The following is a 19,096-nucleotide window of genomic DNA, read 5'->3' as shown; positions in this document are numbered from 1 at the left end:
CTTGCGATGATCGGGCGGTGACGACGACCCAGCAGCCCTCGTTCCCACCGTCCGAGCCGCCCCGCCGTCCGGGCTCCGACGACGGCCACGAACGTGGTCCCGGCAGCGGTCGTGGGCACGAACCTGGGCCTTCCGATGGGCGGGGACACGGGCACGGTTCTGGACCCGGAAACGGTCCCGGTCCGAAACCGGGCGGCGGACACACCGGCCCTGGTGACGGCGACGGACAAGGACAGGGCCCCGGCGGTGGGCACGGTCACGCGCACAGCCACAACCACGGGCCGGCTGCCCCTGTCTCGAAGCATCTGCGCAAGGTCATCGCCGCGGTGCTCATCCCCTTCGCCGCCGCGGTCGCGGTGGGCCTCGTGGTGCTGTGGCCCGGCGGCGCACCGGCTCACGAACGCACCGGTGTCGGCTTCGACCGGCAGACCCAGAACGCGACGGTCACCAAGATCGTCCAGGTGGACTGCAAGTCCGTCAACGCCTCGGGGGAGACGCCGACGGGCGACACCTCCACGGCCGAGGGCGCGTCCGCGCAGCAGCAGGCGACGGGTGAGTGCAAGCGGGCGACCATCCGGATCGACACCGGCAAGGACAAGGGCCGTACGTTCACGGAGATCGTCCAGCCGGACCAGTCACGGCAGTTGCATCAGGACGAGAAAGTCATCGTCGCCTACGAGCCCTCGGCCCCCAAGGATCTCCAGTACTCGGTGGCGGACGCCAACCGCAAGCTGCCCCTGACGCTACTGGCGGGCCTGTTCGCCGTGGTCGTCGTGGTGGTGGGCCGGATGCGCGGCGTCATGGCGCTGATCGCTCTGGCCATCAGCTTCATGATCCTGAACTTCTTCATCCTGCCCGCGATCCTGCAGGGGTCGAACCCGCTGATCGTGGCGGTCGTCGGGTCCAGCGCGATCATGTTGATCGCCCTCTACATGTGCCACGGGCTGTCGGCCCGAACATCCGTGGCGGTGGTCGGCACCCTGCTCTCCCTGCTGCTGATCGGCATCCTGGGCTCGGTCTTCATCGACTGGGCCGTCCTGACCGGCAACACGGACGACAGCACCGGCCTGATCCACGGCCTGTACCCGTCGATCGACATGAGCGGTCTACTGCTGGCCGGGGTCATCATCGGCTCGCTCGGTGTGCTCGACGACGTGACGGTGACGCAGACGTCCGCGGTCTGGGAGCTGCACGAGGCGAACCCCACGATGGGCTGGCGCGGCCTGTATCGGGCTGGTATCCGGATCGGCCGCGACCACATCGCGTCCGTGGTCAACACGCTCGTCCTGGCGTACGCGGGCGCCGCGTTGCCGCTGCTGCTGCTCTTCTCGATCGCACAGAGCAGCGTGGGCACCGTCGCCAACAGCGAACTGGTCGCCGAGGAGATCGTGCGCACTCTGGTCGGATCGATCGGCCTGGTCGCCGCGGTGCCGGTGACGACAGCGCTGGCCGCTCTGGTGGTCGCGGCGGACCGTGACGGGGTACCGGCCGTGTCGGTGGCACCCGCGGGCGCCAGGATGTCGGCCAGGAGCGGGAAGGGCCGCCGCCGCAAGCGCTGAGCCGCCTCTGACGGGCAGGCGCACCTGGGTCCGTGGCGGCCGCCCCCGCTGAGGAAGCGTTACTCCGCCCGGGGGTGACGAGGTTTCAGCCTGCGCTCTGCTCCTCCGCCAGGATGCGGTCGAGCGCGTCGTCCAGGTAGGTGTCGAACCCGTCGAGCGACCGCTCCTGACCGAGGGGCACGAGCTTGTCCGTACGGTCGAGGAAGGCGACGAGTGGTGCCGTCCCCGACCGGAACAAGGCGTGGTCCGAGCCGACCTGAAGCCTGATCAGTACCTCGCCGAACGCCTCCGGGTCGGCCGGCGCGATGTGCACATCGCCGTCACCGCATGCCCTGCCCACCCCGTCGATGAGCAGCTCCCGCCCGAACGCCCAGGTCACCGGCGCGTCGCCGGGCAGGTGGAAGGTCAACCGGACGGCGTACGGATCGCGGGTCTCGTAGCGCAGTTCCACCGGAATGCGGAAGGACAGCTCCTCGGACACGAGGAAGCTCATCATGACTTCTGCCTGCACCGACTCGCGCATCGTCTACCCCGTCGTTCGCTGTCACCTGGCCAGGAATCGTCCCCCTGACACAGCTGAAATATTGCTCAACGTGCACGACAGATCACAAGGAGTGAGTTTTCAGATACTGATAGAGATACCGAGTGACCCCAGGACCAGGCCGATTTCACTCTGCAACTTCCGTGTCGCAAGGAGCAGTCGGTCGGCTTGGTGGGAGGGGAGGGAAAGGCCGATTGACCCGGCAGTACTGCCCACGGTGATGGGGATGGCGGCGCAGACGGCACCCAGCGCGTACTCCTGCCGCTCGATCACCGGTTCCATGCGGCCGGTCCGTTCGAGGCGCCGCAGCAGCCGGTCTTCGTCACGCACCGTGTACGGCGTGAGGGACTGCACCGGGTAGCGGGTGAGGTGCTCGCGCCGCGACTTCTCGTCCAACTGGGACAGCAGGCACTGGCCGATCGCGTGCGCGTGCCCGGTCTCGCGGAAGTCCGCCCACTCCTCGACCGCGGGGTTCGCGGGAGTGTCGGCCACGCACATGACCTCGATCTCGCCCTCGCGGTAGATCGCGTAGTAGACGGGGGCTCCGATCGCGTCACGCCAGCGGGCGAGCGTCTCGCTCACCGTGCTGCGACGTTTCTGCTGGGCTCCGCTGCTGCTCAGGCGTTCGGCGGCGTCCCCCAGGAAGAACAGCCCCTTCTCGCGGCGCAGATAGCCCTCGTGGACGAGGGTGCGCAGCAGGTGGTAGGCGGTCGGCAGCGCGAGTCCGGCCTCCCTGGCGAGCTGTTTGGCAGGGGCGCCCTGGTCACGGGAGGAGACCGCCTCGAGCAGGCGCATGGCTCGCTGCACCGAGCCGATCAGCGTGGTGGGGTGCGGGTCCAGGGGGGCTGCTTCGGGTTCCGGGGAGGCTACGCGCGCGGTGCGTACCGCTCCGGACGCCGGGGGGCGTGGAGCGGAGGCCGGCGGACGCGCGCTCCCCGTGGGCACGTCCTCCTGCCGCGTACGGGAAGCGGGGGACTGCGCCGTCGGGCCGCGCGGAGTGGTCTGCTCCCCCGGGGAGGCCGGAGGGACCGGCGACGAGCGGGGCGGGGTCGTCTCCCCTGGGGACGTACGCGGTTGCACCGGTGTGACACGGGCCCCCGCGGGTTCGCCCGATCGCTGGAGGGGTGGAGCGGCGGATGGTGCGGGTGCGGTGTCAACCGTGGCCAAGGGGCACTCCCGAAGCGCGAGGAGGACCGCCCGTGCGGGGGAACACGGGAGGGGGTGTGCGCTGCCCGCGGGAATCGACCCCCGCGTCGAATTCCGGACTTTAACCGTCAGCCGCCGCTCACAGCCGTCCTCGCCGGAAACTTCCCTCGCCCGAGGGAACCTTGGGTTCCCTTTCCCCCCACACCGTTACCGATCGCTCACCCTCTCGCACCTCACCAGTCGCTGCGCGAGGACGAACTCGACATGAACTTCCGCACGATGTAGATCAGTCCGCCGACCAGCGCGACGAAGACGAGCAGCTTGAAGAGCAGGCCGATGACGAAGCCGACGACGCTCGCTATCAGGCCACCGAACACCACCAGCGCGATGACCGGCACCGCGACCCACTTCACCCACCACGGCATACCGTCGAAGATCTCTCGCATCGCCTTTGTCCTTGCCTCTTCTCGCCCGTGGTCCCAACATCGGGACGCCGATTCCGGGTTCTCTGATGTCCTGCGTCGATGCTAGGTCGCCGATGGGGCCGCACGGGGGCCTCGCGCCCCTTGTCCTCCCCTGACCGTCCCCCTAGGGAACCCTGAGACTGCGGGTCAGCTCTCCGGGGGAGAGAACATCACCAGGACCCGGAGATCCTCGGTGATGTGGTGGAACTTGTGGGCGACCCCGGCGGGTACGTAGACGACGCTGCCGCGTGCCACCGGGGTGGTCTCCAGACCGACCGTGATCGACGCGCGACCGCTCACCACGAAGTAGACCTCGTCCTGGGCGTGGGGGTTCTGGGGGTCGTGCTCCCCCGCGTCGAGGGCGTACAGCCCGACCGACATGTTCCGCTCACGCAGGAACTGCAGGTAGGCCCCGTCGTTGGCGGCGCGTTCCGCCTCCAGTTCGTCCAGCCGGAATGCCTTCATCGTCCTCGTCCGCTGTCGTGCACCGCGGGCCTTGTCCACAGCCGCTACGTGCTTGTCGATCTCGTCTGCCACGATCAGACACATGAAGAATTTCGTAGTCAAGACGATCGCCAACGCGGGGGCCCTGGCCATCGCCGTATGGCTGCTCGACAAGATCACCCTCACGGGCGACAGCACAGGCAAGAAGATAGGCACCCTGCTGCTCGTCGCGCTGGTCTTCGGACTGGTGAACTTCCTGGTCAAGCCGGTCGTGAAGGTGCTGACCTTCCCGCTCTTCATCCTCACGCTCGGCCTGATCACCCTCGTGGTGAACGCCTTGATGCTGCTGCTCACCTCGTGGCTCGCCGACAAGCTCGACCTGAGCTTCCACGTGGAGGGCTTCTGGACCGCCGTCCTGGGCGGCTTGATCATCTCCGTCGTCTCCTGGGCGCTGAACGTCGTCCTGCCCGACGGCGACGACGACTGAGAGACCTCCATGTCCTATCGCGTCTGTTTCGTCTGTACCGGCAACATCTGCCGGTCGCCGATGGCCGAGTCCGTCTTCCGCGCCCATGTGAGGGACGCCGGACTCGCCGAACTGGTGGAGGTCGACAGCGCGGGCACGGGCGGCTGGCACGAGGGCGATGGCGCCGACGAGCGCACGGTCGCCGTCCTGGAGGCCAACGGCTACCGGAGCGGCCACGCGGCCCGGCAGTTCCAGGTCTCGTGGTTCTCCCGTCTCGACCTCGTCGTAGCGCTCGACGCGTCCCACCTCAAGGCGCTGCGCCGGCTGGCACCGACCGCCGAGGACGCCGAGAAGGTCCGGCTGCTGCGGTCCTACGATCCCGCGGCGGGCGCCGACCTGGACGTCCCCGATCCGTATTACGGACATATGGACGGCTTCGACGAATGTCTTGAGATGGTGGAGGCGGCGAGCCCAGGACTGCTCGCCGCGGTTCGAGAGCAAGTGGAAGGACGAGCGGCATGACGTCTGGGGATTTCGTCACGGGAAGCGGCGCCGGCGCGGCAGGACAGAACGAGGGCACGGCGCTACGGGGTGACGGCACCCGCGCGGTGCGTGCCGGGCTGCCCGAGCCCGTCAAGTACGAGCCCACGCTGCCCGGCCCCGTCTTCGCCGCGCACTTCCATCTACCCGGTGAACCGACCGGCCCGTACACCTACGGCCGTGACGAGAACCCGACGTGGACCCTTCTGGAGCGTGCCATCGGCGAACTGGAGGCGCCAGGACAGGACGGCGTCGAAACGCTCGCCTTCCCTTCGGGCATGGCCGCCATCTCCGCCGTACTCTTCTCCCAGCTGCGCGCCGGCGACGTCGTCGTCCTGCCCGACGACGGCTATCAGGTCCTGCCGCTCGTGCGCGAGCAGCTGACGGCGTTCGGTGTCGAGGTGCGCACCGCACCCACCGCCGGGGACGCCCAGTTGGAGCTGCTCGACGGGGCGAAGCTGCTCTGGATCGAGACGCCGTCCAACCCCGGGCTCGACGTGTGCGACCTGCGGCGCCTCGTGGAAGCCGCCCATGCACGGGGCACCCTCGTGGCCGTCGACAACACGCTGGCCACCCCGCTCGGACAGCGCCCGCTGGAGCTCGGGGCCGACTACTCCGTGGCCAGCGGCACCAAGATGCTCACCGGACACGGCGACATCCTCCTGGGGTACGTCACCGGACGCGACGCCGCCCTGATGACTCCCGTCCGACGCTGGCGCAAGGTGGTCGGCGCCATCCCCGGCCCGATGGAGGCCTGGCTGGCCCACCGCTCGCTCGCCACGCTGCAACTGCGCGCCGACCGGCAGACCGCCAACGCCCGGACGATCGCCGAGGCGCTGCGGGAGCGGCCCGAGGTGACCGGGCTGCGCTACCCGGGGCTCCCCGACGACCCCTCGTACAAGATCGCCTCGCAGCAGATGCGGCGGTTCGGCTGCGTGGTGTCGTTCACGTTGCCCACCCGCGAGCACGCGGACCGTTTCCTCGACGCGCTGACCCTGGTGGACGACGCCACCAGCTTCGGCGGGGTGCGGTCGACGGCCGAGCGGCGTGGGCGCTGGGGCGGGGACGCCGTGCCGGAAGGGTTCATCCGTTTCTCGGCGGGCGCCGAGGATCCCGAGGACCTGGTGGCGGACGTGCTGCGGGCTCTGGACGCGTCCTCGGAGTAGGGAGGGCATGACGGCGGGATCAGTACCCCCGCTACGCACAACGGACGGTCCGAGCCTCCCCCCTCGTGGCTCGGACCGTCCCGGTTCTGCGCGCGAAGAACCGCGCGCACAAGGCTAGTTGACTCTGTGTCAGTGTCCAATCACAGTAGCGACAGAGACCTATCGACTTATTTATAGTTGGGGCTCGCGCGGGGGTGCTGGAAGGGGAGGGGCACCATGGACTTGGCCTTGCTGCGCACTTTTGTGACGGTGCACCGGGCCGGTTCCTTCACTCGCGCCGCCGCGCTGCTCGGGCTCTCGCAGCCGGCCGTGACCTCACAGATCCGCACGCTGGAGCGGCAGCTGGGACGGCCCCTGTTCCTGCGCCAGGCCCGCGGGGTGACCCCCACGACGATCGGCGACGAACTGGCGCACAAGGCGGCGCCGCATCTCGACGCGCTCGTCGAGATCGCCGAGACCGGCCTCGACGAGGACTCCCACGTCCGCACACTGCACCTCGCGGGGCCTCCGGAGTTCACGGCTGAACGGGCACTGCCCGCTCTCACGGAACTGACCGGGGAGGACGGCCAGGGCTTCGCGCTGCGCGCCTCCTTCGGCAACGCGGAGGAGACCCTGGAGGGCCTCGCCGCCGGACATCATGATCTGGCCATCACAACGGCCCGTCCACGGGGTGCGCTCCTCACCGCGACTCCGCTCTGCGACGAAGAACACGTCCTGGTCGCCGCCCCGCGCTGGGCCGCCGAAGTCGGCCCCGGCAAACTCCGCCGCAAGGGGGCCCGCGCGCTGGAGGACTTCCCGGTCGTCGAGGTCCACGAGTCTCTGCCGCTCGTCGCCCGCTACTGGGCCTCGGTCTTCGACTGCCGTCCGGCCTCCTCCGGCATGGTCGTCGTCCCCGATCTGCGAGCCGTCCTCGCCTGCGCCGCCGCAGGCGCCGGCCTCGCCGTCCTGCCCGCCTACCTCTGCGCCGACGCCATCGCACGCGGTGACGTCGTGGCGCTTCTCGATCCCGCCGTGCCGCCCCTGCGCACGTACTTCCTCGTCGTCCGGACGGGCACGCTGGCGATGCCGCACATCGCGCGGGCCCACGAGTGGCTGCTGCGAGCGGCCGCGGACTGGAGCTGATGGCTCAGGTCGTCAGCACCGCGGCCGGGTCTTCCGGGGGATTCACGTGAAATCGCGCGGCGGTGATGTTTCACGTGGAACCAGCCGGGCCACATTCCTCCCATGACCGTCCGACCCGTGGTCAAGCGCACCGCCCGTGCCGTCCTGCTCGATGGCGACGACCTGATCCTGATCAAGCGCACCAAGCCCGGCGTCGATCCCTACTGGCTCACCCCGGGTGGCGGGGTCGAACCGGAGGACTCGACTGTCGTCGAGGCGCTCCACCGTGAGGTGCACGAGGAACTCGGCGCCAAGATCATCGACGTGGTTCCCTGTTTCGTGGACACCGTCGAGCACATCGGGGACGACGGTGGCGCGACCGGCGTGAAGGTCCAGCACTTCTTCGTCTGCCACCTGGAGTCCATGGATCCGTCCCTGCGGCACGGTCCGGAAATGGATGAGCCCTGCGGCGAGTACGAGATCGTCCGCGTCCCGTTCACTCGTGTCGGCATCGCTTCGGTCCACCTCGTGCCGCTGTCGCTGAGGCACTACCTCGACGGGAACATCGAGGGCGTGCGCGCCATGCACGCACCGGACCTGGGCTGACCCACGCGGTCGGCGTCGGTTCAGGACGCCGGCGGTCAGTCGCCCACCGCCGCGACGAGTTCCTCCACCGAGTCGTGGCGGATGCGGTCCGACGGGATGCCGATGTCCCGGAGCGCGTCGACACCGCTGCGGATCATGCCGGGCGGACCCGAGAGATACGCGTCGTACTCGTTCCACGGCCCGTACTCGCGCACGACGTCCGGCAGTTGCAGGTGTGCCTGTTGGTCGATGACCGGGCGCACCGCGAGCCAGGGGTGGCTCTGCTGGAGCCGCAGCATGGTGTCGATGTCGTACAGGTCATGATCCGTGCGCGCCCCGTAGAAGACCTCGACGGGGCGGCGGTGTCCGTGCTCGGCGACATCCTCGACCAGGGCCTTGATGGGCGCGATGCCGGTGCCGCCGCCGAGGCAGAGCAGCCCGCTGTCGGTGGTGTGGTCGACGGTCATCGAGCCGGACGGAGGGCCGAGCCGGACGACGTCGCCGGGCCGGGCACGGTGCACGAGCGCGTTGGAGACCCAGCCGGCCGGAACGGCCTTCACGTGGAACGTCAGCAGTCCGTCGGAGCGGGGCGCGGAGGCGAAGGAGTAGTGCCGCCAGACCCGCGGCCACCACGGCGTCTCGACGCTCGTGTACTGGCCGGCGAGGAACGGGTACGGCTGGTCGGGCCGGACGGTGATGACGGCGACGTCCGGTGTCCTCAGGTCGTGGGACACCACCTCGGCGTACCACCACGCGGGAGCCCGCAACTCGTCGACGGCCGCTGCGTCGATCATGACCTGGGAGATCGTCGTGTACGTGCGCACCCAGGCGGCCTCCGTCTCCGGATCCCAGACCGCCGCGGCGTAGTGGCTGAGGGAACCGATCAGGCACTCGCCGACGGCCGGGTAGTGCTCGGGCCGGGTTCCGTACTTGCGGTGTCCGCGTCCGAGGTTCTGCAGATACGCGACGAGGACATCGGTGTTGTCGATGTGCTCGGCGGCGGTCAGCAGCGCCTTGAGCAGCCGGTCCCGCTGGGTGTCCATCGCGGCCGGGAACAGCGGGCGGAGTTCCGGGTGCCGCACGAAGAGCAGCGCGTAGAAGTACGACGTGACCTTGTCGGCGACCGGGCCGACCTCCGCCATGGTCCGGCGGACCAACACGGCGTCGGGGGACGGCCGTCGCGCGGCCGCGGGCTGCGGCGCCGCAGCCCGCGGCTCCGGCCGGGCGTCAGCCGCGGGAGCGCCATGGAACGGCTGTGTGGCCCCGTCTCCGGACCCGGAGACCCTTGAGGGGTGCGGAGCGTGGCGCTCCGGCTGTCCGGCGGCGGAGCGGTGTCCTACGGCTTCGTGAGCGGGCTCCGGCTCGAACTGCCGGGCCTCCGGCCGCGCCGACGGCAGAGGGCCCGCCTCGGACTGTGCCGGCGGCGATGGACGCGTCCCGGACAGCGCTGACTCATGCGGGCCCAGAGTGCGGTGGGGCGTCCCGTCAGCCCTCGTCGCCGCAGGAACTTCCGAGTGGACCGCCGGATCTGCGCCGTGCCGAGCCATGACTGCTTCGCCTGTGGATATTCGTTCCTGCTCGGACGTTCCCAGCTCAGTGGCTGTCTGCTGGGGGGCGGCCTGCGCCTGTTCCTCGGGCGCCGCGGCCGAACGGCCCATCGGGCGCATCGCGGCCAGTCGGCGGCCGTCCGACGGCGCCTGGTCCCCGCTGGGAGCCTCGGGCTCCTTGCGTGGTGTGAACCAGCCGCCCCCGCCGTTGCCGCCTGAAGTGCCGTTGTCGGCCGACGTGGTGGTCGGAGCGTCCATGTTCTGCCTCGCCTCGAACATCTTTCGGTCGGTCTGCGCACCTCCACGATCGGAAGATGCCTGCTTTCCCCCGCAGACGGCGTGTTCTCTTTCCCGGTTCAGTTCCGTTGACCCAATGCGGCCACATTGAACCCGGATTCCTGCCCTGTACGGACAAGTAAGGAGAGAATGTGACATTGGCCGCAGTGCTCTCACCGCAGCATCCCACCGCGGGTCGACACCCGACCGCATAACGGAAAATACGGGTCTTCGATCTCTCCATCCCGTTACGCTGCTTTGGCCTGCGTTCGTTCCACCACGACGTGCGCACATCTCGGTGAACGCGAACCGGAGTCGACCATACCGGCAGTAGCCCCCTGCACAAGTCCCCTCTTCGCTCCTCGCGAATGAACAGCTGCCGGACCCGTCAATTGCCTCAATTACCGTGCCTGGTAGACCAATTGATAGGCGTCCCACAGATTCCGGCTCAGGGAGGGGTGAGTGACGAGACGGTGCCGACGCCGATCCGCATTGACCGCGACGGACACCGGGGCAACACCGATAGGGACGCCGCCCGAGAGGGAGTCGCCGTAAGCGATGCAGTCGGTTCGGCTCGTCCCGAACCCTTCACAGAGCCGGTTCGCGATCTGCACCTTCGCCGCCGAGTCGAGCACCCCGTCGAGTGGCAACGCGCCTGCGGCGACGTTTCACGTGAAACGTACGGCACGAGGAACTGTTGGCCTGGCTCAAGGAGCGCGGACTGGCCTCCCTGTCGTTCAACTCGGTGATGACGTACGGGATCCCTGATCTGCCGGGTGACTGGACGCGTCGCGTCGCTCCGCTCACGGTGGCCGCCGGCTAGAGCTCCGCCCTACGTCACGACAGAAGTGCCGGACCCCCGCGCATGGTGGGGTCCGGCACTTCTGCTCTGCCGAACGTCCGGCAGAGGCTTCGACAGCCTGAGGTCAGACGAGAGACTCGACCGCGGTGACGGCGAAGCCGTGGTCCTGGTCGGGCATGCCGCCGCCGACTCCGATCGCGCCGATCAGACGGCCGCCGCGGTGGACGGGCACGCCACCCGCGATGAACAGCAGAGGACGGTCGAGCGCGGTCGGCAGGGTGTGGAAGAGACCGCCGGGCTGCACGGCGTCGACCAGATCGGCGGTGGCCGAGTCCAGCTGAAGGGCCGTGTAGGCCTTGCGGGTACTGGTCTCGCCCGAGATCAGGACGGCCTGGTCGTCGCGCCGGAAGGCGAGCAGGTGACCGCCGGCGTCGAGGACGGTGACGCTGACCCGCACACCGGCGGTCTCGGCGGCATGCCGGGCCGCGGTGACGAGGACCTCCGCGTCCTCGATGGTCAGGGGGGCGACGGCGGTGACGGTGGAGCTCATCAGGGGTTTCTCCTTGTGGGGGTGTTCGGTTCCGGGTGTTGAGGAGGTGCCGTTTCGAGACGGCCCTGGGACGGCCCTGGCCCAGGTCGGCTCGATGCGGTCAGGAGTGGACGGCGGTCCGCGGATCCGCGGGGGTCCCGCCGGCGACGACAGTGCCGGGGGTGGCCGCCCGCCGCTCCAGAGCGGCCGATAGGACGGCGAGGACGAGTGCGCCGGCGGCGAGGACCGCGCCGACCCAGTTGGGGGCGGTGTAGCCGAGACCGGCGGCGATCACGATCCCGCCGAGCCAGGCCGAGAGAGCGTTGCCGAGGTTGAAGGCGCCGATGTTCACGGCCGAGGCAAGCGTCGGGGCGCCGTGCGCCTGGTCGAGTACGCGCTTCTGCAGCGGGGGAACCGTCGCGAAGCCGAGAGCGCCGATCAGAGCGATGGTGACGGCCGCGAGGATCTTGTTGTGCGCGGTGACGGTGAACAACGCCAGCACGACAGCGAGGCCGCCGAGGGACACGTACAGCATCGGCATCAGGGCGCGGTCGGCGAACCTGCCGCCGACGAGGTTGCCGCCGACCATGCCGAGACCGAAGAGGACGAGCAGCCAGGTGACGGATCCGTCGGCAAAGCCCGCCACGTTGGTCATCATCGGTGCGATGTAGGTGATGGCGGCGAAGACTCCGCCGAAGCCGAGCACGGTCATCGCCATGGCGAGCAGCACCTGGACGTTCTTGAAGGCTGCCAGTTCATGGCGCAGGTGCACGCCCTCGGGCTTGGGCATCTCCGGGACCAGCTTGGCGATGCCCACCAGCCCGATCAGTCCGAGCACGGCGACGCCCGCGAACGTGAACCGCCAGCCCGCGGACTGCCCGATCAGCGTGCCCAACGGGACACCGACGACGTTGGCGATCGTGAGACCGCTGAACATCATCGCGATCGCGCCCGCCTTCTTCTCGGGTGCGACGAGTTCGGCGGCGACCACCGAGCCGATGCCGAAGAAGGCACCGTGGGCGAGAGAGGCGACCACCCGGCCGAGGAGCATCAGGCCGAAGACCGGAGCCACGGCGGAGAGCAGATTCCCGAGGACGAAAAGCCCCATCAACGCCATCAGCATTCGCTTGCGGGAGACCTTCGTGCCCAGCGCGGTCATGATCGGCGCTCCGATCACCACCCCGAGCGCATAGCCCGTGACCAGGAGTCCGGCGGTGGGGATGGAGACACCGAAGTCTCCGGCGACCTCGGGCAGGACGCCCATGATGACGAATTCGGTCGTCCCGATTCCGAAGGCCCCGATCGCGAGGGCCAGAAGCGCGAGAGGCATGGTGGGGTACACCTTCCAGAAGATTGCAGGAGCGCTTTGCGTGCGTTCACAATAGTTGCAGACGCGGGCTATGCGCAAGAGCGGGCTATTGCGTTGGTGCTCTATCCTGGTTTCAGCCGCTCCGGGACGGAGGAAACGCCATGACAGCCACGGACCCCGCGCTCACCGCCCTCGCTCAGGGATGGTGTGCGCTCTCCCTGCTGCACGGGAGGATCGAGGCGCACATCGAACGGGCCCTGCAGGCCCATCACGGGCTCAGCGTGCGCGAGTACTCCCTGCTCGACGTGCTCAGCCGGCAGCACGACGGTGAGGGCGGCCATCTGCAGATGAAGCAGGTCGCGGACGCGGTCGTGCTCAGCCAGAGCGCCACCACGCGTCTGGTCACCCGGCTCGAGGACCGAGGCCTGCTCGCCCGCTATCTCTGCCCGACCGACCGCCGCGGCATCTACACGAACGTCAGCGAGGCGGGCCTGGAGTTGCTTGCCGCGGCACGGCCGACCAACGACGCCGCCCTTCGTGAGGCGCTCGACGACGCCGCCGAAATCCCGGAGCTGGCACCGCTGGTCCGCGTCGTGGAGTCTGCGAGCGTGCCCGTACAGCCGATGCCTTCAGTGGGCCCGCCCTCGTAGGGTGCGCTCATGGCAGATCTTGAAATACGAGCCGCGGTAGCCGGTGACGTGCCCGCCATCGTCGCGATGCTGGCCGACGACCCGTTGGGCGTGCAGCGGGAATCGCCCGACGACCTGACCCCGTACCTGGGCGCCCTCGAGCGCCTGAGTGCCGACCCGAACCAGCACGTCGTCGTCGCCGTCCGCGATGGCCGGGTCGTCGGCACCCTGCAGCTCACGGTGATTCCCGGACTCTCCCGAAAGGGAGCGACGCGCTCGGTCATCGAGGGCGTTCGCATTCACGCCGCCGAACGCGGCAGTGGTCTCGGCACGCAGCTCATCGAGTGGGCGATCGATGAATCCCGCCGACAGGACTGTCAGTTGGTCCAGCTCACCTCCGACGCCTCCCGCACCGACGCCCACCGCTTCTACGAGCGGCTCGGCTTCGAGGCCTCCCACGTCGGCTTCAAGCTCGCGCTCTGAAGCAGGCGAGCCGGGACACCGGAACGGTCCTTCGTACGCGCCCTACAGCACACGCGACGGAGCCGTTCAGGGGCCAGGCTCCCTTCTCTCCCATGCGAAGGGGTGGCTGTTTCACGTGAAACAGCCACCCCTTCGCAACGCAACGCCTACTGGATTCCCCGCCAGCCGTCCGTGTCCACTCCACCAGGCACCGGTGCCTCCTGGTCGTACGGCTGACGCGTGAACACGAACGACCCGAGGTCCAGATGGCTCACCGAGCCGTCATCCCGCCGGACGGGCCGCAGAAGCTCTCCCGCGTAGTAGCCGTCGAGCCCGGTCCACGTCCCGTCGCCGTTCGACCTGAAGCGTGCGCCTCGACCGATGCCCGACAACGGTCCCAACACGAGCCCGCCCTCCGCCGGTACTCGCAGGCCGAAGGGATGCGTCCCCCAGTACCACTGACCCGCGATGTCCAGAACGGCCGGGTCGACCTCGTTCATCGGCCGCCAGGGATCGGGAATCCTCGGCTCGGCCTCCGCGACGATCCGGACCAGATCGGCGGCGACGGTGAACGTGGGAGGACCCGAGGTGCAGTTGGACAGCACGACGGCCGCCACGTCGTCGTTCACGCTGATCACGAGTCCGGCGAGGAAGCCCGGCAGGGATCCGGAATGCCCGACGAGGGTCCGTCCGTCGCGATGCAGGATCTGCATCGCGAGACCGTAGGAGGTGCCCACGGCCAGGTCCGCGGTCTCGGACGGAGCCGCGGGCGTCCGCATCTCCCGCACCGACATCGTGCTCAGTACCCGGTCGTCGCCCTCGACCAGGAAGGCGGCGAAGCGGGCCAAGTCCCCGGTGGTGGACCAGAGCTGTCCGGCCGGGGCCATCCGCCCCAGGTCCTCCATCGGCTCGGGCATCATCGCGTCGGCCCACGGATGGACCGCCCAGCCTCCCGCATGCGGGGCTTGCGGACGTCCGCTCGTACGGTGCAGGCCGAGTGGTTCGAGTACTTCGCGGCGCAGCACGTCCTCCCAGGGGGCACCTCGTACCTCTTCGACGAGGGCACCGAGCAGCGTGTAGCCGGGATTCGAGTAGTGATGGCGTCGGCCGACCGGGTGCCGGAAGGGCTGCTCGCCCAGCACATCGGCCAGATCGGGACGGAGCGAGCCGGGTGTGCGCTCCCACCAGGGCGCGGGCGACTCGGCCGCCAATCCGCCTGTGTGCGCGAGGAGTTGGGCGATGGTGATCTCCCCCGCGCCGGTCCCCGACAGATGCTTCTCCAGCGGGTCCCCGAGGTCCAAGAGGCCTTCGTCCCTCAGCCGCAGCACGAGGACGGCCGTGAACGTCTTGGTGATGGAGCCGATCCGGTACTGCACGTTCTCGTCCGGCCCGTGACCGTCCACCGAGGTCCGCGCTCCGTGCCACACCGCTTTCCCGCCGCGGACCACAGCCGCGACGAGTGATGGCGCCCGCCCCTCGCTCTGCGCGACGGCGATGCGATGCAGAAGGGCTCGGCGGGTGCCGGGGAGCAGATCGTCCTGAGGTGTCGTCATGGCACCAGTCCACCCGCCCTGTCACCGAACGTCGAGCGGATTTGCCCGGCGTGGCTCCACAGGCCTCCCGGATCAGGTCTGCGCCATGTCCACGAAGCGGGAGTAGTGACCCTGGAAGGCCACCGTGATCGTGGCGGTGGGGCCGTTACGGTGCTTGCCGACGATGATGTCGGCCTCGCCGGCACGCGGTGACTCCTTCTCGTACGCGTCCTCGCGGTGGAGCAGGATGACCATGTCCGCGTCCTGCTCGATGGAGCCGGATTCACGCAGGTCGGAGACCATGGGCTTCTTGTCGGTGCGCTGCTCGGGGCCACGGTTCAGCTGCGACAGCGCGATCACCGGCAACTCCAGCTCCTTGGCCAGAAGCTTCAGGTTTCGCGACATGTCGGAGACCTCCTGCTGACGGCTCTCCGAACGCTTGCCGCCCGACTGCATCAGCTGGAGGTAGTCGATGATGACGAGCTTCAGGTCACTGCGCTGCTTGAGGCGGCGGCATTTGGCGCGGATCTCCATCATCGACAGGTTCGGGGAGTCGTCGATGTACAGCGGAGCGGCCGAGACGTCCGGCATACGGCGCGCCAGCCGGGTCCAGTCCTCGTCGGTCATCGTGCCGGACCGCATGTGGTGCAGGGCCACGCGCGCCTCGGCGGAGAGCAGGCGCATCGCGATCTCGTTGCGGCCCATTTCGAGCGAGAAGATCACGCTCGGCATGTTGTGCTTGATCGAACAGGCCCGGGCGAAGTCCAGCGCGAGCGTCGACTTACCCATGGCGGGACGGGCCGCGATGATGATCATCTGGCCCGGGTGCAGACCGTTCGTGAGGGAGTCGAGGTCGGTGAAGCCGGTCGGCACACCGGTCATCTCCCCCGAGCGGGATCCGATCGCCTCGATCTCGTCGAGCGCGCCCTCCATGATGTCGCCGAGCGGCAGATAGTCCTCGGTGGTGCGCTGCTCGGTGACGGCGTAGATCTCGGCCTGGGCGCTGTTGACGATCTCGTCGACGTCCCCGTCGGCCGCGTATCCCATCTGGGTGATGCGGGTGCCCGCCTCGACCAGACGTCGGAGGACCGCGCGCTCGTGCACGATCTCCGCGTAGTACTCGGCGTTCGCCGCGGTCGGGACGGTCTGCACCAGCGTGTGCAGATACGGGGCGCCGCCGACCTTGGTGATCTCGCCACGCTTGGTGAGTTCGGCCGCGACCGTGATGGGGTCGGCGGGCTCGCCCTTCGCGTACAGGTCGAGGATCGACCCGTAGATCGTCTCGTGCGCCGGCCGGTAGAAGTCGTGGCCCTTGAGGACCTCGACCACGTCGGCGATCGCGTCCTTCGACAGGAGCATGCCGCCCAGGACGGACTGCTCGGCGTCCAGGTCCTGCGGAGGGACCCGCTCGAACGACGTACCGCCGCTCTCCCACGAGCCATTGTCCCGATCTCGGTCGTGCTGCTCGTCGCGGCCTCGGCCGCCGCTGCCGCGCTGGCGGGACGAGGGCAGACGATCACTGGGACCACTGTCCGCCCAGGGGTCGTCCAAGGGCTCGGAAATACTCACCGAGCCACCTCCTCCCGTCCGCCGGAGCGGACCTAGCCGTGCCCCTTATTTCTACGGCACGGCACTGACAACTGAGCTGCCCAACTCCGGTTCTCACGCGTCGGTTTTGCGTGGATTCCGAGGACGGAGGAGAGAACGGGCGCCGCACCACGTTAGGCCCGCAGGCACCGTCAGCCAATCTGGTTATCCACAGGCCATGTGGACGACGGGCCTGATGCTGTGGAGAACCCCACAAAACCTGTGCACGACTCGGTGGACAGCCTTGTGAACAAGCCCTCACCTCTCTCGGAGGACATGCCCTGACCTGCCGGTTTCCCGTCCACCGGCTGTGCAGAAGAAAAACTTTTCCCGTCGGATCAAGATCGCTTGAAACGGTTCGCCACGACACGCCGCGCGTGGCTGACGGTAAGGGTCCTTCGGCAATTGCATCTCTTACCTGTGGAAGATTAGATTGGTGCTCATGACACAGGCTCCCGCGGCGCCCCGGACCGCCCGACGTCGGCACGACCGAGAGATCGTCGCGCTGGCCGTTCCGGCCTTCGGCGCACTTGTCGCCGAGCCTCTTTTCGTCATGGCCGACAGCGCCATCGTCGGCCATCTCGGCACCGCCCAACTGGCCGGCCTCGGCGTCGCCTCCGCACTCCTCATGACAGCTGTCGGCGTGTTCGTCTTCCTCGCCTACGCCACCACAGCCGCTGTCGCGCGACGAGTCGGCGCCGGTGATCTCGGAGCCGCGATCAAGCAGGGGATGGACGGCATCTGGCTCGCCCTGCTCATCGGTGTGGCCGTCATCGCCGTCACTCTCCCCACGGCGCCGTCCCTGATGGCGCTCTTCGGCGCCTCCGACACCGCAGCCCCGTATGCGACGACCTATCTACGGATCTCGACATTCGGCATTCCCGCCATGCTCGTCGTGCTCGCCGCCACCGGGGTACTGCGCGGGCTTCAGGACACACGGACTCCGCTGTATGTCGCGGTCGGCGGCTTCGTCGCCAACGCGGCACTCAACGGACTCCTCGTCTACGGAGTCGGCCTCGGTATCGCCGGCTCCGCCTGGGGCACCGTCATCGCCCAGTGGGCCATGGCCGCCGTCTACCTGTACGTCGTCGTGCGAGGAGCCCGGAAGCACAACGCGTCCCTTCGACCTGACGCCGGAGGGATACGCGCCAGCGCACAAGCGGGGGCACCTCTCCTCGTCCGTACGCTGTCGCTCAGGGCGATCCTGCTGATCGCCACAGCCGTCGCCGCCCGCCTGGGGGACGCCGACATGGCCGCACACCAGATCATCCTGTCGCTGTGGAGTCTGCTCGCTTTCGCTCTCGACGCCATCGCCATCGCGGGCCAGGCCATCATCGGCCGCTATCTGGGCGCGGGAGACGCCCACGGCGCCCGCGAGACCTGCCGCCGCATGATCCAGTGGGGCATCGCCACCGGTACCGTTCTCGGTCTGCTGGTCGTCGCGACTCGCTCCATGTTCCTTCCTCTGTTCAGCGGGGACGCGGGTGTGCAGGATGCGGCGCTGCCGGCCCTGATCGTCGTCGCTCTCGTACAGCCGATCTGCGGCGTCGCCTTCGTGCTGGACGGAGTCCTCATGGGTGCGGGGGACGGACCCTATCTGGCTCGCGCGATGCTGCTGACACTGGCGCTCTTCGCCCCCGTCGCCCTGCTCGTTCCGGTGCTCGGCGGCGGACTGACCGCTCTCTGGGGAGCCATGGCGCTGATGATGGCGACGCGCATGCTCACTCTGTCGCTGCGTTCCCGTTCGGGCCGCTGGATCGTGACGGGCGCTACGCGCTGACAGTGCACTGGCCACGTCACCGTTTCACGTGAAACCGCGATGGGCTGCGATGCGTTTCACGTGAAACGACGAGCCCGTCGAAGATGGAGTCTCTCCCCTTCTCCACGATTCGATCCCAGCAACGCAGAAGGGCCGCACCCCTAAGGATGCGGCCCTTCTCTCAGCTATGCCGAGCGCTGCACTCAGGCAGCGACAACCTCGATGTTGACCTTGGCGGCAACCTCGGGGTGCAGACGCACGGACGTCTCGTGGGCGCCCAGGGTCTTGATGGGCGAGCCCAGCTCGATGCGGCGCTTGTCGACCTCGGGGCCACCGGAAGCCTTGATCGCCGAAGCGACGTCGGCCGGGGTGACGGAACCGAAGAGACGACCGGCGTCGCCGGAGCGAACGGCCAAGCGGACCTTGACACCTTCGAGGCGGGCCTTGATCTCGTTGGCCTGCTCGATGGTGGCGATCTCGTGGATCTTGCGAGCACGACGAATCTGCTCGACGTCCTTCTCGCCGCCCTTGGTCCAGCGAATCGCGAAGTTCCGCGGGACCAGGTAGTTGCGAGCGTAGCCGTCCTTGACGTCGACGACGTCGCCCGCGGCACCGAGGCCAGAGACCTCGTGGGTGAGGATGATCTTCATTT

The 19,096-nt window shown here is 68.7% G+C and carries 19 protein-coding genes and 1 pseudogene; 10 read left to right on the top strand and 10 right to left on the bottom strand.

Annotation, left to right across the window (positions count from 1 at the left end):
* The first annotated feature begins 17 nt into the window (after positions 1 to 17).
* Positions 18 to 1,559 (top strand): YibE/F family protein, encoded by a 1,542-nt coding sequence (locus tag AB0C62_RS34000; protein WP_362979854.1) that lies wholly within the window; start codon positions 18 to 20, stop codon positions 1,557 to 1,559.
* A gap of 85 nt (positions 1,560 to 1,644) precedes the next feature.
* Here AB0C62_RS34000 and AB0C62_RS33995 read toward each other — a convergent pair whose 3' ends face one another.
* The 4 genes from AB0C62_RS33995 to AB0C62_RS33980 form a co-directional block, all read right to left on the bottom strand.
* Positions 1,645 to 2,082, bottom strand: a complete 438-nt coding sequence (locus AB0C62_RS33995) for an SsgA family sporulation/cell division regulator (protein ID WP_081218297.1) — start codon at positions 2,080 to 2,082, stop codon at positions 1,645 to 1,647.
* Between the two features lie 99 nt (positions 2,083 to 2,181).
* Positions 2,182 to 2,940: a helix-turn-helix domain-containing protein gene (locus tag AB0C62_RS33990; RefSeq protein ID WP_362979893.1), complete on the bottom strand. Its 759-nt coding sequence runs from the start codon at positions 2,938 to 2,940 to the stop codon at positions 2,182 to 2,184.
* 539 nt (positions 2,941 to 3,479) lie between these two features.
* A complete protein-coding gene (locus tag AB0C62_RS33985; RefSeq protein ID WP_081218298.1) occupies positions 3,480 to 3,692 on the bottom strand; it encodes a DUF5326 family protein in 213 nt (70 codons plus the stop codon).
* Between the two features lie 165 nt (positions 3,693 to 3,857).
* On the bottom strand, positions 3,858 to 4,175 hold the full coding sequence (locus AB0C62_RS33980) for a cupin domain-containing protein (RefSeq protein ID WP_081221685.1): 318 nt from the start codon (positions 4,173 to 4,175) through the stop codon (positions 3,858 to 3,860).
* 82 nt (positions 4,176 to 4,257) lie between these two features.
* Between AB0C62_RS33980 and AB0C62_RS33975 the strand changes: the two genes are divergently transcribed.
* The 5 genes from AB0C62_RS33975 to AB0C62_RS33955 all read left to right on the top strand — a co-directional run bounded on the left by AB0C62_RS33975 (position 4,258) and on the right by AB0C62_RS33955 (position 8,033).
* Positions 4,258 to 4,641 carry a phage holin family protein gene (locus tag AB0C62_RS33975; protein WP_164372680.1) on the top strand — a complete coding sequence of 128 codons (384 nt, stop codon included), beginning with the start codon at positions 4,258 to 4,260 and terminating at the stop codon, positions 4,639 to 4,641.
* Positions 4,642 to 4,650: 9 nt separating this feature from the next.
* The gene (locus tag AB0C62_RS33970; RefSeq protein ID WP_362979852.1) at positions 4,651 to 5,142 is read left to right on the top strand and encodes a low molecular weight protein-tyrosine-phosphatase; all 492 of its coding nucleotides are present in this window, start codon (positions 4,651 to 4,653) and stop codon (positions 5,140 to 5,142) included.
* Positions 5,139 to 6,326, top strand: coding sequence for a cystathionine gamma-lyase (locus tag AB0C62_RS33965; RefSeq protein WP_362979850.1), 1,188 nt, complete (start codon positions 5,139 to 5,141; stop codon positions 6,324 to 6,326). Before AB0C62_RS33970 ends, AB0C62_RS33965 begins: the two co-directional genes overlap by 4 nt.
* 216 nt (positions 6,327 to 6,542) lie before the next feature.
* Positions 6,543 to 7,448: a LysR family transcriptional regulator gene (locus tag AB0C62_RS33960; RefSeq protein WP_362979848.1), complete on the top strand. Its 906-nt coding sequence runs from the start codon at positions 6,543 to 6,545 to the stop codon at positions 7,446 to 7,448.
* 102 nt (positions 7,449 to 7,550) lie between these two features.
* Positions 7,551 to 8,033, top strand: coding sequence for an NUDIX hydrolase (locus AB0C62_RS33955; protein ID WP_362979846.1), 483 nt, complete (start codon positions 7,551 to 7,553; stop codon positions 8,031 to 8,033).
* A 35-nt stretch (positions 8,034 to 8,068) separates the two neighbouring features.
* On the opposite strand, the gene AB0C62_RS33950 is transcribed toward AB0C62_RS33955, so the two are convergent.
* Positions 8,069 to 9,817, bottom strand: a complete 1,749-nt coding sequence (locus tag AB0C62_RS33950; protein ID WP_362979844.1) for a globin domain-containing protein — start codon at positions 9,815 to 9,817, stop codon at positions 8,069 to 8,071.
* Between the two features lie 694 nt (positions 9,818 to 10,511).
* Between AB0C62_RS33950 and AB0C62_RS33945 the strand changes: the two are divergent.
* A pseudogene (locus AB0C62_RS33945) lies at positions 10,512 to 10,658 on the top strand (GNAT family N-acetyltransferase); the annotation flags it as partial.
* Positions 10,659 to 10,761: 103 nt separating this feature from the next.
* Here AB0C62_RS33945 and AB0C62_RS33940 read toward each other — a convergent pair.
* Positions 10,762 to 11,187, bottom strand: coding sequence for a heme-binding protein (locus AB0C62_RS33940; RefSeq protein ID WP_362979842.1), 426 nt, complete (start codon positions 11,185 to 11,187; stop codon positions 10,762 to 10,764).
* A 100-nt stretch (positions 11,188 to 11,287) separates the two neighbouring features.
* On the bottom strand, positions 11,288 to 12,496 hold the full coding sequence (locus tag AB0C62_RS33935) for an MFS transporter (protein WP_362979839.1): 1,209 nt from the start codon (positions 12,494 to 12,496) through the stop codon (positions 11,288 to 11,290).
* 140 nt (positions 12,497 to 12,636) lie between these two features.
* Between AB0C62_RS33935 and AB0C62_RS33930 the strand changes: the two genes are divergently transcribed.
* Together AB0C62_RS33930 and AB0C62_RS33925 are read left to right on the top strand one after the other, a co-directional pair.
* Positions 12,637 to 13,125 carry a MarR family transcriptional regulator gene (locus tag AB0C62_RS33930; RefSeq protein ID WP_362979837.1) on the top strand — a complete coding sequence of 163 codons (489 nt, stop codon included), beginning with the start codon at positions 12,637 to 12,639 and terminating at the stop codon, positions 13,123 to 13,125.
* Between the two features lie 9 nt (positions 13,126 to 13,134).
* Complete coding sequence (locus tag AB0C62_RS33925) at positions 13,135 to 13,587, top strand: GNAT family N-acetyltransferase (protein ID WP_362979835.1); 453 nt, start codon at positions 13,135 to 13,137, stop codon at positions 13,585 to 13,587.
* 146 nt (positions 13,588 to 13,733) lie between these two features.
* On the opposite strand, the gene AB0C62_RS33920 is transcribed toward AB0C62_RS33925, so the two are convergent.
* A complete protein-coding gene (locus tag AB0C62_RS33920; RefSeq protein WP_362979833.1) occupies positions 13,734 to 15,119 on the bottom strand; it encodes a serine hydrolase domain-containing protein in 1,386 nt (461 codons plus the stop codon).
* A 72-nt stretch (positions 15,120 to 15,191) separates the two neighbouring features.
* The gene (gene dnaB, locus AB0C62_RS33915) at positions 15,192 to 16,667 is read right to left on the bottom strand and encodes a replicative DNA helicase (RefSeq protein ID WP_362979831.1); all 1,476 of its coding nucleotides are present in this window, start codon (positions 16,665 to 16,667) and stop codon (positions 15,192 to 15,194) included.
* 460 nt (positions 16,668 to 17,127) lie between these two features.
* Here dnaB and AB0C62_RS33910 point away from each other — a divergent pair, with 460 nt between their 5' ends.
* Entirely contained in the window at positions 17,128 to 18,465 is a 1,338-nt protein-coding gene (locus AB0C62_RS33910; RefSeq protein WP_362979829.1) for an MATE family efflux transporter, read from the top strand.
* 182 nt (positions 18,466 to 18,647) lie between these two features.
* Here the strand turns inward: AB0C62_RS33910 and rplI are convergent, their stop codons facing one another.
* Positions 18,648 to 19,094: a 50S ribosomal protein L9 gene (gene rplI / locus AB0C62_RS33905; protein ID WP_362979827.1), complete on the bottom strand. Its 447-nt coding sequence runs from the start codon at positions 19,092 to 19,094 to the stop codon at positions 18,648 to 18,650.
* Positions 19,095 to 19,096 lie beyond the last annotated feature (2 nt).

This window comes from Streptomyces sp. NPDC048643 (assembly GCF_040650615.1).
Taxonomy (GTDB): Bacteria; Actinomycetota; Actinomycetes; order Streptomycetales; family Streptomycetaceae; genus Streptomyces.
The sequence above is the reverse complement of the archived record's forward strand: the minus strand, read 5'-3'. Positions and strand labels throughout refer to the sequence as shown.